General features: G+C 37.1%; 13 protein-coding genes. 11 read left to right on the forward strand and 2 right to left on the reverse strand.

The features are described 5' to 3' along the window. Positions 1–85: 85 nt before the first annotated feature. The 3 genes from bshC to A3EE_RS0115020 are packed head-to-tail and all read left to right on the forward strand — an operon-like array spanning position 86 to position 3,054. Positions 86–1,654 (forward strand): bacillithiol biosynthesis cysteine-adding enzyme BshC, encoded by a 1,569-nt coding sequence (bshC, locus tag A3EE_RS0115010; protein ID WP_018344260.1) that lies wholly within the window; start codon positions 86–88, stop codon positions 1,652–1,654. Continuing rightward, positions 1,647–2,222: a 5-formyltetrahydrofolate cyclo-ligase gene (locus A3EE_RS0115015; protein ID WP_018344261.1), complete on the forward strand. Its 576-nt coding sequence runs from the start codon at positions 1,647–1,649 to the stop codon at positions 2,220–2,222. The genes bshC and A3EE_RS0115015 overlap by 8 nt, the downstream gene beginning before the upstream one ends. 10 nt (positions 2,223–2,232) lie before the next feature. Beyond that, positions 2,233–3,054, forward strand: a complete 822-nt coding sequence (locus A3EE_RS0115020) for a carcinine hydrolase/isopenicillin-N N-acyltransferase family protein (RefSeq protein ID WP_018344262.1) — start codon at positions 2,233–2,235, stop codon at positions 3,052–3,054. Between the two features lie 57 nt (positions 3,055–3,111). Here A3EE_RS0115020 and A3EE_RS0115025 read toward each other — a convergent pair whose 3' ends face one another. Then, entirely contained in the window at positions 3,112–3,882 is a 771-nt protein-coding gene (locus tag A3EE_RS0115025) for a hypothetical protein (protein ID WP_018344263.1), read from the reverse strand. Positions 3,883–3,976: 94 nt separating this feature from the next. Further along, a complete protein-coding gene (locus A3EE_RS0115030; protein WP_018344264.1) occupies positions 3,977–5,605 on the reverse strand; it encodes a S41 family peptidase in 1,629 nt (542 codons plus the stop codon). Positions 5,606–5,868: 263 nt separating this feature from the next. Between A3EE_RS0115030 and A3EE_RS0115035 the strand changes: the two genes are divergently transcribed. The 8 genes from A3EE_RS0115035 (at position 5,869) to A3EE_RS0115070 (ending at position 12,690) form a co-directional block, all read left to right on the forward strand. Continuing rightward, complete coding sequence (locus A3EE_RS0115035; protein ID WP_018344265.1) at positions 5,869–7,017, forward strand: imelysin family protein; 1,149 nt, start codon at positions 5,869–5,871, stop codon at positions 7,015–7,017. A 109-nt stretch (positions 7,018–7,126) separates the two neighbouring features. Then, positions 7,127–7,870: a hemerythrin domain-containing protein gene (locus tag A3EE_RS0115040; protein ID WP_018344266.1), complete on the forward strand. Its 744-nt coding sequence runs from the start codon at positions 7,127–7,129 to the stop codon at positions 7,868–7,870. Next, positions 7,870–8,343 (forward strand): Holliday junction resolvase RuvX, encoded by a 474-nt coding sequence (gene ruvX, locus A3EE_RS0115045; RefSeq protein WP_018344267.1) that lies wholly within the window; start codon positions 7,870–7,872, stop codon positions 8,341–8,343. Before A3EE_RS0115040 ends, ruvX begins: the two co-directional genes overlap by 1 nt. A gap of 139 nt (positions 8,344–8,482) precedes the next feature. Next, positions 8,483–9,037: a peptide deformylase gene (gene def / locus A3EE_RS0115050; RefSeq protein ID WP_018344268.1), complete on the forward strand. Its 555-nt coding sequence runs from the start codon at positions 8,483–8,485 to the stop codon at positions 9,035–9,037. Positions 9,038–9,165: 128 nt separating this feature from the next. Further along, complete coding sequence (locus A3EE_RS0115055) at positions 9,166–9,804, forward strand: hypothetical protein (protein WP_211208942.1); 639 nt, start codon at positions 9,166–9,168, stop codon at positions 9,802–9,804. A gap of 28 nt (positions 9,805–9,832) precedes the next feature. Continuing rightward, positions 9,833–10,999, forward strand: coding sequence for a methionine aminotransferase (locus tag A3EE_RS0115060; RefSeq protein WP_018344270.1), 1,167 nt, complete (start codon positions 9,833–9,835; stop codon positions 10,997–10,999). After that, positions 10,987–11,763: an amidohydrolase gene (locus tag A3EE_RS0115065; RefSeq protein ID WP_018344271.1), complete on the forward strand. Its 777-nt coding sequence runs from the start codon at positions 10,987–10,989 to the stop codon at positions 11,761–11,763. Before A3EE_RS0115060 ends, A3EE_RS0115065 begins: the two co-directional genes overlap by 13 nt. Before the next feature lie 33 nt (positions 11,764–11,796). Then, positions 11,797–12,690 (forward strand): restriction endonuclease, encoded by an 894-nt coding sequence (locus tag A3EE_RS0115070; protein ID WP_018344272.1) that lies wholly within the window; start codon positions 11,797–11,799, stop codon positions 12,688–12,690. Positions 12,691–12,755 lie beyond the last annotated feature (65 nt).

Raw genomic sequence — 12,755 nt, forward strand, 5'->3', positions numbered from 1 at the left:
TAGGCTAACAAATACCTGGTATCTTAGTTCCCAAATAAACTTTTATAGTAACTTAGTTGTTGCAAGCTAGTATTAAATCACAATTATGAGTTCATTTTCCGTAGAAAAGATTGGTTTACAGGATTCTCAACAGTTTAGTAAATTATTCATAGATTATTTAGCTCAGCAAGAGCAGGTTCAGTCCTTATATAACTTTTATCCCGATCTGGCCGGACTGGATGCAGCGATAGCGAAACGCAGCACACAACCCATTAACAGACAGGTATTGGTTGAACGTCTGCAGGCTCAATACAAAGGCCTTCCGGTTTCTTCAACAGTACAGAAAAACATCGATCTGTTGTCAGGTACAAATACCTTTACGATCACAACCGGACATCAGCTTTGTTTGGGTACCGGCCCGCTGTATCTGATCTTAAAGACTTTGAGCTGTGTGAAGTTGTGTGAGACACTAAAAGCAAAACATGCAGATAAAGAATTTGTTCCCGTTTTCTGGATGGCTTCGGAAGATCACGATGCGGCAGAGATAAATCATTTTTATGTATTCGGTAAAAAGTATACCTGGGAAACTACACAGACAGGTGCTGTTGGTCGCTTCATCACAACAGGAATTGAAGAAGTATTGGATACCATTAAAGATATTCCGGTGTGGCTGAAAGAAGCCTATCAATCTTCTGCTACATTGGCAGAAGCAACACGTAAAGTAATGCATCACTTGTTTGCAGAGTATGGCGTGGTTGTCATTGACGGCGATGATGCAGCCTTGAAAAAAGAATTCTCCGGTATTATTGAAAAAGAATTGTTCAATCAATCTGCTGTGGGTGTGATGAATCAGACCAATAAAGCGATTGAAGGTTTTGGTTATGCCACGCAGGTACATCCCCGCGACATCAATTTATTTTATATCAAGGATGCGATACGCGAGCGGTTAGAGAAACAAGGTGAACGTTTTGTGGTACTGCATACAGAGCTTTCTTTTTCTGCAGAAGAAATTAAAAAAGAATTAGCAGAGCACCCCGAGCGATTCAGTCCGAATGTAGTGTTACGTCCCTTGTATGAGAGTACCATTCTTCCGGATATTGCTTATGTAGGTGGACCTGGAGAGATTGCATATTGGTTGCAGTTGAAAGAAGTGTTTGCAGTGTACAATACATTTTTACCTGCGATCTTTCCGCGTATGTTTTCAGGAGTTGTTACCAAACAACAATGTGTTAAACTGGAGAAAGCGAATGTGTCGATTGCAGAATTGTTTTTAAATGAATTTGATCTGAAACAGTTAATTGTTTCACGTTCTGTTCAAGAAGAAATTTCCATTGAAGCACATGCGAAAGAAATCATTACGGCATTTGATAAGATTGCTGAAATAGCGACAACTGTTGACGGATCATTGCAATCGTGGGCACAGGCAGAGAAAGCAAAAGCATTGAAGCAAATCGATGATATTGAAAAGAAAATCCGCAAAGCCGAAGAACGCAAACACGAAGACGCAATTAAAAGTGTATTAGGGATTCGGGAAAAAATATTGCCAAACGGAAAATTGCAGGAGCGTCAGGAATCGGTGTTTACATTTTTAGTAAACGATGCAGATCTGATTCAGAAATTATATCAGTCGCTTGATCCCTGTACATTCAACATACAGATGTGTTGTTATGAATAAAGAAACTGCACGCAAGATCTACATTGCCAAGCGCAACGAACTTTCTGCTGACGAGATTCAGGCGAAAAGTAAGTTAATTGCCGAAACGTTTATTGGTTCTGATCTCTGGAAAGATGCAAAGTTCATTCATATTTTTATTTCTATTCCAAACAAAGGAGAAATAGACACTTCTTTTTTACTGAACTTTTTTTTAAAACAACATCCTGAAATTAAGATCTGTACATCCATTGTTCATGCAAACGGCCAGGATTTACTTCATACCTGCATCACTTCTGAAACAACATATCTTCCGAATAAATGGAATATACCCGAACCTGTGGAACGCCTTGAAGTAGATGAAAAGAATATTGATCTCGTATTGCTACCACTGTTAGCTTTCGATACTAAAGGGAACAGAGTAGGGTATGGCAAAGGTTTTTACGATCGGTTTTTAAGAAAATGTAAACCGGATGTAGTAAAAGTTGGTTTGAGTTTATTTGAACCGACAAAGGACTTGATTGATGCCGATGCCTGGGATGTTCCATTGGATTGGGTCTTGACGCCGGAGCAGATATACGGATTTAACTAGAGATGTACTTATGAAAATTATTTTCACTTCAGTTATTTTTATTTTCGCTCTTATTTATTCACAGGTTGAAGCCTGTTCCATTTTTTATTACATCGACAAAGCAACAGGCAAGATCTATGTAGTCAATAATGAAGATTATTACTACAATGTAAAAGCTTACATTCAGATCAATCCTAAGACAGATAAAAGCTACGCACGTTTGTGGTATGGCTGGAATGACTTTGCACAAGGAGGAATCAATCAGCACGGTTTGTTTTTTGATGGCGCGACAACTCCCAGGCAAAAAATCGATCAAGCCTATCACGATCCCAAAGGCAGAAACGTAGGCGACGAAATCTTAGCCGTCTGTAAAACCGTTGATGAAGCCATTGCATATTTAGAAAAAGAAAAAATTGCCATTGCAGAAGGGCACATCATGTTTGGAGACTCTACAGGTAATGCTGTAGTGATCGAATGGGTTCAGGGAGAGAAAAAGATTGTACACATTACAGATAATATGCTGATTGCGACTAATTACTTATTGACAGATACAACAGCAGGTAATTATCCTTGCTACAGATATAATTCTATTGAAGAACGCTTAACCAAACTCAATGAAAGTACTGACAGTTTGAATATGAAGGTTGTTGGCAATGCGATTGGTGGCGCTGTGCAAGTTCCCAACAAAGATGCAGAAGGGAAAGAAGGCGGCACCTTATATACCAGTTTTATAAACATCAGCGACATGGAATTGATCATTATTTATAAGCTGGACAATTCAAAAATGATCAAACTTAAGTTGAACGAAGAGTTTGAAAAGCGAAAGCCGCAAAAGATTTACTTAGGGAATTGACGTGGTTTTAAATCATTTGTATAGAAACATATAATAATTTTTAATCGACAGTTTTGATTAAGCACTAAAATGATTTTTAGAATGGATATTTTTTATCAATTCATCTACACTTCTTTTTATATTTTCTTCTTGTAAATTGCCTAAAGAAAAAGTGATTAGCATTAAAGTACTGTATAGGACAAACGAGAACCTTTTTGTAAGGATTTCGGTATATAAATTTCTTGTAAATTCATAAGAGTACCATCCTAGATGCTCATATTTGCTTAGTAAGAGCCATGTGTCATAGCTCTTAATGATTTGAATATCATAAAAATCTTGAGATTCCTTCTCAGAAAATTTCTTATGTATTTCAGAGATAATAAAGTTGGTATTAGTTTTTGAAGATTTACCAGTATTTATATTAGTGCGAACATAATTGAGTACTGAATTATCAGTTAAATATTTATTAAGATGATGTTCTTGCAAGCCTTCAGGAGCAATTTTTAATTTTTTAAGCGTTTCTATATAAGTATCTACTTTTTTTAAATCAGCATTGTAAAAATTATTAAGCATGTCGATCATATCATCTTCGTTTTTAGAAAATTTGGATATATACCCAACTATAATAAAGTCCGAAAGTATATTTCTGCTTAATAAACCAATTGCATGATCGTGAGCACTAATTCCTGATTTCATAAGAATTCTAATTGATTCGAGTGAAACAGTCGTCCTTTCTAATACATGATGGAAAGTGAATTGTATAGGGAAATTAAGAGTGCTAGATTCATCTTTAATTAAAATAGGATTAATTAAATTGAGAATTTCGGTGATAGATTTATCTAAATCCATATTTCGATATAAATTAATATTTTGTTTTAGGGAATTAAAAAGCCTTCTTAAAAATTTAAGAAGGCTTTTTGCATAATAAAATTAAGAAACTTCCTTACTCCGAAATCTTCGCAGCTTCTTTGAATGAGCTTAAGCCTTTGTTGTAGATCTCATCTTTTTGATTGTAGATCTGGTAGAAGCCTTTGTTGCCCCATGCGCTACGTGCGATATACGCTTTCACGTTATTTTGTATAAATGATTTAGAACGTTTATACTGAACGTCGTTATAGGTTACACCATTTTTCGTTGCAAGTGCAATCACGTCTTTCAACATGGCATCCGTTACCACAAACGATTTGAAATACTCTTCGTACGTCATTTTGCTTAATATTGCTTTGTTTTCCTGATAATAATTCAAAGTGTATTCTCTGATTACATTTTCATTGAACAGTTCCATTAAATACTTCGTGTATTCAGATGTGTCTCTGCCTACAAAGACATCCGGCATAATACCGCCACCACCATAAACAGTTCTACCTTTTGAAGTTTCATATTTCAATGAATCATTGAAACGGATACTGTCTGCATGGAAGAATTCACCGTGCTGGTAGCGTGCCAATAGATCTGAGTCGTATGCGGAAGCATCTTCTTTATCATACGGCTTTTGTATACTTCTTCCGCTTGGAGTATAGTAACGTGAAATCGTAATACGCAATTGAGAACCATCGTTTAAGGTAACCGGCATTTGTACCAAACCTTTACCAAACGATCTTCTTCCCACGATCAATGCGCGGTCGTTATCCTGTAATGCACCGGATAAAATTTCAGAAGCAGAAGCACTTCCTTCGTTAATCAATACCACAACCGGACCCGTTTCAAATGCACCTGCAATACGTGCACGAAACTCCTGATCGTATTTCGTTCCTTTACCATCTGTATAAACAATCATTTTATTTCCGGAGATCAATTGATCGGCAATGTTGGTTGCCCGGTCTAAATATCCGCCGCCATTATCTTTCAAGTCGATCATTAAGCGCTGCATACCTTGTTTCTTCAAGTCGTTCAACGCTTCCAGGAATTCGTCGTATGTTTTATCTCCAAAACGACTGATCTTAATGTAGCCTGTAGTTTTATCGATCATGTACGCTGCATCAATCGAGTAGGTAGGTATTTTATCGCGAATGATTGTGTAGGTTAATAATTTTGCAGAACCTTTACGTTTGACAGTTAGCAATACTTTAGTGCCTTTTGGTCCGCGTAATCTTTTAAATACGTCAGCAGAAGTAACACCATTACCTGCCATTTGTATCGTATCAACTTTTACAATTTTATCTCCGGCCATTAGTCCAGCTTTTTCAGACGGGCCGCCACTGATAGGGGATACAACATAGATGGTATCTTTAATGATATTGAATTCAATACCGATCCCCTCAAAATTACTTTCAAGCTGCGCATCCGCGATCTGACGATCTCTTGCCGGAATATAAGCTGTATGCGGATCTAATTTTTCCAGCATCTGTGTGATTGAATAATCTACCAGCTTGTCAACATCTACCGTATCTACATAGTCTTGCTGAATGTAATTCAGAATTTCAGCGAAACGTAAATAGTTCCCTGCTATGTTTTGTTCGCTGCCTTTTTTGGACATGGCAGCGCCGATGAAAATTCCGCAGATCACGGCTAAAGCCAAAAATATCGGCAAACGCATTTGAAAGAGGGTATTTTTCGGTTTTTGGTCTTCCATAAATAAGGTTAATTAAATGTAATTCAGTATGATATGTTTTATTTGAATTAAGTCTAAATAAGATTGTCAATCTCTAACAACCTTGCTAACTTTAAGTTCAATTTGAGCAGTAATTTACATTTCTGCTTGTATAAGCAAACATAATACTTTTAACACATACTTGTATGTTGAAAGGAAGTTTATTCAGGCAGAGATTTCGCAATCGTTTTAATTGAAAGAACAACGTACGTTCGCGTGTTTATATTCTTCCTTAAGATCAATTAATGAAAAAATCAATAATGAATACCTTCTCAATCCTTTTGGCAGGAATAGGTATATGTGTTTTGTCTTGTAAATCAAAGGACGATAAGTCTTCAAATCTTGTTCAGGCAGACCGTAAACCTTTGGTTGAAAATTTAGGGAACAATGTAATTTTGCCACGTTATGAAGCATTGAATACATCGATTAATACGTTTGATACAGAGGTGCAATCGTTTGCATCTTCGCCTTCGCTTAGTGGTTTACAGGCATTGCGTACAAAGTTTTTTGACGCATATAAAAAATGGGAATACACAGCACAATTTAATTTTGGTCCGGCAAGTGCCAGCACAGTGATGCTGCAAACAGAAACCATCAATGTGTTTCCATCGGATACCACATTGATCCGAACGAAGATCGCACAAGGTATCACAAGCATTCCTTCTACAGGCAGTACAACGTATTCAGGTTTTCCAGCAATCGATTATTTACTGTATGGAAAAAGTTTAACAGCGCAGCAGATCGTTGATTCCTTCACTGTTTCAGCAAACGCCTCAAAACGTTGTGATGTATTAAAGGCAGTAAGCACAAATCTTAAAACGAAGATCAATACCACGTACACAAACTGGACTTCAACCGGTTCAAATTTTGTGAATTTGTATACCAATAATACCGGTCTTGACCTGGGAAGTTCTACTTCTCAAACCATTAATATGATGGTTGCAGATCTTGAAAATTGCAAAAATTATAAATTGGGTGTACCTCTGAATATTGTGCATAATGTAGTGGTCGATGCCAATGTGGTGTATCCGTTTAAAACCGAAGCGTTTTATTCCGATTCCTCTCTGGTATTGTTGAAAGCCAGTGTTGAAGCTATTCGTCAGCTGTATATGGGGATTTCGACGCAGGGAGTAGATGGAAAAGGGTATGACGATTATCTGGAAGCGATTGGTCGTACGGCATTGAATACGCAGATCAAGAATCAAATCGAATTGGTGCAGATAAAACTGGATAATATTGGAGAGCCAATTTCTCTAGCAGTTACTACTCCGGCAGGAAAACAAAAAGTTACGGACGCATACAACGAAGCTCAGAATTTATTGACGGTATTAAAGGTGGATTTTGCATCGGCAATGGGCATAATTATCTCTTATGGCGATACAGATGGCGACTGATTGTTGAATAAAATTCATTGTGTGGCACTGTTTATAACTAAGTGATGCGGATCATTGTCGATAAAAGACCATTTTGGTATATTTATCTGTGAACTTTAAGTTGAAACATATGCAGACTATACAACTAAGCAAGAAATTGTTTGATCTTGTTGAGCATGATTATGTTTTTGCAAATGCCTTATTTTTTTTAGGAATAAAGTTTTATAACTATAAAACCGAAACTCTTGGAGAGGTTTTAGCATTGACAGGCATTTCTCTGGATCAGGTAAATCGAAAAGTAAAGGAACTTCATAAAGAAGATTTTCCAGGACCGGCTTTTTTCGAATTCTTTGAAGTAGATGCGATCGTTGAATATCTGAGACATGCGCATTTCTTATACATAAAAGAAAAAATTCCGTACATCTCCCGTTTGATAGAAGATCTGGAAGATCGTGATAAATTATCACACGATCTGAAACTGATTTTCCCATACGTTACAGAAGATTTTATTAAGCATATTTATCATGAAGAAGATTCATTATTTTATTATGTAATGAAGCTGCATGCTGCAAATAGAGGCACATTCAATGAGTCTGTTATGCTGGAAGTAATGAATAAATATTCGATCAAGGCGATGTCTGCGCATCACGAAGAAGACGATGATGAAATGAAAGGGATACGCGACCTGACCAATAACTACAACATTGTAGGTATGACCAATACCCATTTGAAAGTTATTTATCAGGAATTGCAGGCTTTTGAAAAAGACTTATTTGTACATGCACGCATTGAAAATGAAGTATTGTTTCCCAAGGCTTTAAATCTTGAAGCCAAAGTGGCAAAGATGGTTGCAGAATCTCTTAAAACATATTAATGGCGCGGATCTTAGCTTTTGATTTCGGCACAAAACGAATAGGTGTTGCCACTACCGATCCCTTACAAATTATTGCAAATGCCCTGGATACGGTTCATCCCAAAGATGTAGTCGTTTTTTTGAAAAAATATTTAACAACCGAAGTTGTAGAAGCTTTTGTAGTCGGACTTCCCCGGACATTGCAAAACGAAGAATCTTCCAATGCACCCAATGTAAAAGCATTTATCAATCTTATAAAAAAGAACTTTCCCGAAGTTCCGATTTATGGTATTGACGAACGATTCACGTCGTCGATGGCATTCGATACAATGATTGCAGGCGGTGTAAGCAAGAAGGGAAGAAGAGACAAGGCTACGATAGATAAGATCAGCGCAACCATTATTCTGCAATCGTTTATGGAGCAGAAGCAGAATGGCACAGCAACGATGATTTTTAAACCGGAAGACGCGGAAGGCGAAACGCCTAACGCCTAAAGCTATCCTTTCTCTTTTCAATCTTTGTTATTAAAGTTTTGCCTTTAAATTTCCACTTTTAGCGTTAGGCATTAAGCCTTTAGCCTTCGGCTTTTAGCAAAAAATCGTATATTTGGCAAAATACTCAATTTTATAAAATATGATTTATCCGATTGTGGCGTACGGGGATCCGGTGTTGAAGAAAGTAGCCCAAGATATTGAAAAAGGAAGTTTAGATGTCAAAAAGATATCTGAAGACATGTTTGAAACCATGGAGAATGCACACGGTGTTGGCCTTGCTGCTCCTCAGGTAGGTTTAAACATTCGTTTATTTATTATTGATACAGCTGTATTTGATGATAAAGAAATTACTCCCGTTCGTAAAGTATTTGTGAATCCAATCATTGAAGAAGAATGGGGCGAAGACTGGCCGTATGAAGAAGGTTGTTTAAGCATACCTGGTGTACGTGCAGAAGTATACCGTCCTGCCAATCTGCGCATCCGTTATTTTGATACCGAATGGAAAGAACATGTGGAAGAATATGACGGTATGTGCGCGCGAGTGATCCAGCATGAATACGATCACATCGAAGGCGTGTTATTTGTTGATTATTTGTCGTCTATTAAAAAACGTTTACTGAAAGGTAAACTTACCAATATCAGTAAAGGCGAGTGCGATGCATCGTATAGGATGAAATTTCCATTGAAGAAATAAGTATGTGTTCGGACGACTGAAAAAGTCGTCTGAACACTGTCCGATAAACTGCATTCGTCAGACCACTTTTTTGTGGTCCGACGAATGGTCACCACTTACAAAAGTTAACTTTTAAAATATCTACACGAATGAAACGTATTTTTATCTCCGCATGTATTCTATTAGCGAGCTTTATCGTGTTCGCACAGACAACAACTTTTTTCGAAGGAAAGATTGTTTATCAGAACACCTTCAAAAGTAAAAATCCTCAGATGAAGGACGAGCAGTGGACAGCCATGTTTGGTTCAACACAGGAGTTTTATGCGAAGGGAAACAATTACAAAAGCGTATCAAACGGATCCTTGTTTTTATGGCAGATCTATTCCGCTAAAGAAAATAAGATCTATAGCAAAATGTCGAACTCGCCATCTGTATACTGGAACGATGCTGCAGTAAATACCGACACCATCTTGAAAACCGAACTTAAGAAAGCTACTACAGTGATTTTAGGTTATACCTGCGACGAACTTACGTTAACTTGCAAATCAGGCATTCAGAAATATTATTACAATTCGAAATTAGGCGTTGATCCGAAATTGTTTTCGCTTCATAAATATGGAAACTTTGCGTACTACTTAGCCAAATCAAAAGCATGGCCGCTGAAATCGTATATTGAAACAGATCAGTTCACCATAACAAGTACGGCCACAGAAGTAAAGCCCATGGTTGTAGACGTTAATATCTTTAAATTACCTGCGGGTGTTAAAATTGAAAAAAGTCCTTATTAAGGGCTTTTTTTATTTAGAGTAAAGTGTAATGAGCGAAACATTAATCGAACAAACGATGATTTCCAAACTGCCGAATATAGGAGTAAATATTTTTTCGACTATGTCGGCATTGGCACAGCAGCACAAAGCTGTAAACCTTGCACAGGGATTTCCCGATTTCTCTCCTTCAGCAGAATTGATTCAGCTGGTGCATGAGTATATGCTGAAAGGATTTAATCAGTATGCACCTTTGGCAGGAGTGAGATCTCTGGTAGAAGGGCTTGCTGAAAAAACAGAAAAATTATACGGTGCTGTTTACAATCCCGATACAGAGATCACGATTACCTGCGGCGCTACAGAAGCCTGTTACACGGCTCTTACATCCATTCTGCATGCAGGCGATGAAGTCATCATTCCGGAGCCAAGCTTTGATGTGTATCTGCCTGCGATTGAATTAAGCAAAGCAAAACCAGTATTTGTTCCGCTTACCTTTCCGGATTTCAGTTACGATTGGGAGTTGATCCGTTCAAAGATCACGACTCGTACCAAACTGATCATCATCAACTCTCCGCACAATCCTACCGGTTCTATTCTTACAGAAAATGATGTTGTTCAGCTTCAGAAGATCGTGGAAGAATATCCGAACGTGTATGTATTGAGCGATGAAGTATACGAACACATTGTGTTTGATGGGAAAAAACATTTAAGCATTTCGAGCAATCCTGTTTTGAAAGAACGCGCCTTTGTGATCGGTTCATTTGGAAAAACCTATCATGTTACGGGATGGCGTCTGGGATATTGTTTGGCGCCTGCTAAGATGATGACCGAATTTAAAAAAGTGCATCAGTATAATACATTTTCGCCTGTAGCACCTATGCAGTTTGCTATAGCAGACTTTATGAAAAAACCGGAACAGTATGAATCGCTGCCTGTATTTTTTCAGAACAAACGTGATCTGTTTTTAAGTCATATCAGAGAAAGTCGTTGGGAAGTAGTACCAGCAAGCGGAACGTATTTTCAAATGCTTTCCTATAAGAATATTTCAGATGAAAACGATCTGGAGTTTGCCGCCCGGATCACACGGGAGTTTGGTTTGGCATCTATTCCCGTATCTGTTTTCTACAACGATAAAACCGATCATAAGCTGCTGCGTTTTTGCATCGCTAAAAAAGAAGAAACCTTATTAAAAGCAGCCGAAATATTATGCAGGATCTGACCGTATCGCTCATTCAAACACCTTTGTACTACGAAGATCCGGTGGGTAACCGTGCTATGCTGGAAGAGAAGATCGCAGGCATCGGTAAGACCGATGTAATTGTGTTACCTGAAATGTTTACGACAAGTTTTACCAACGATGCAGCAAAGTTTGCTGAACCAGCCAATCTGCATACGTTCAAATGGATGAAACAATTGTCTGCTCAAACAGGTGCATGCATCGTAGGAAGCTATGCCATAAAAGATGGAACGAACTTTTATAACCGATTGCTGTGGATGCAGCCCGATGGCAAGTTTTATACCTACGATAAACGTCATGCATTCCGTATGTCGGACGAACACAAAGTATATACATCAGGTAATAAGCAATTGGTAGTAGAATTCAAAGGTTGGAAGATCGCACCCTTCATCTGTTACGATCTGCGCTTTCCGGTATGGTCCAGAAATACAAACAACAAATACGACCTTGCTATTTACGTTGCCAATTGGCCCGCAGCGCGTGCACATGCCTGGAAGAGTTTATTGCCGGCACGTGCCATTGAAAACATCAGTTACGTAATCGGTTTGAACCGTATCGGTACCGATGGCCTCGGACTTGTATACTCCGGTGATTCGATTGTGCAGGATTTTAAAGGTATGCCTTTAGCTGAATTGCATAGTGAAGAAAAAATAGCAACCGTTGTTCTTTCTAAAAAAGACCTGAACGAATTCAGAGAAATTTTTCCTGCGTATTTGGATGGAGATGGGTTTGAATTGAAGTTATGATTAGTAAGTTTTAAGAATAAAAGTAATTGTAAAATGGATATAGAAATACCAAAATTTCATGAAACGTTTAATCCAATACTTGAAATATTGAGTAACGAAGAAACAATTCATACAAGAGAATTACAAAAGAAGGTAATTGAAAAATATTTTTCTGAACTGACTCAAGAGCAATTAGCAGAGAAAACAAAATCTGGCGAAAATTTAATAAACAATAGAATTGCCTGGGGAAAATCATATTTAAAAAAAGGTGGGTATATATTTTATCCAGAAAGAGGTAATGTAAAAATTACTAGTAAAGGCCTAAATCAAAAAGCAGAATTGTCATTAAAAAACCTTGTTGATGCGTCAGGAATTGTAGAGTTTTATTCTGAGGAAAATCAAAAAAATAATTTTTCAAAATCGGTGATTAAGGAGATTGTAAATTCTTCCCCCCAAGATTTGATAGATAAAGGTTTTACGCAAATAGAAAATGAAGTTAAAAATGAATTATTAGAAAAGCTTAAAACAATTGATCCATATTATTTTGAAAAGGTGATTCTTATTTTATTGAAAAAAATGGGATATGGAGAATTTGTCGAAACTTCTAAATCAGGAGATGGTGGAATTGACGGGATTATTAATGAAGACAAATTAGGTTTGGATAAAATTTATATCCAAGCTAAAAGATTTAATGAAAATAAAGTTAGGGAGAAAGATATTAGAAATTTTATTGGTGCAATGAGTGGTGATACAAATAAAGGTGTATTTGTAACAACTTCTTTATTCGATTTAGGAGCAATAGAAAAAGCAAGAAATGCCCATCATAAAATTATTCTTTTAGACGGTAATAAATTGGTTGATTTAATGCATGAATTTAATGTTGGAATACAAACAAAGGCTACTTATCTAGTAAAGCAATTAGATGAAGATTTCTTTGAAGAACAGTAAATATATTCTCCAGGGGTAAAATGCATATAGCTTTTCTAGATTATTAAGGAATATTTAACACCTTT

Origin of the sequence: Cytophaga aurantiaca DSM 3654, from assembly GCF_000379725.1 — a bacterium.
Lineage (GTDB): Bacteria > Bacteroidota > Bacteroidia > Cytophagales > Cytophagaceae > Cytophaga > Cytophaga aurantiaca.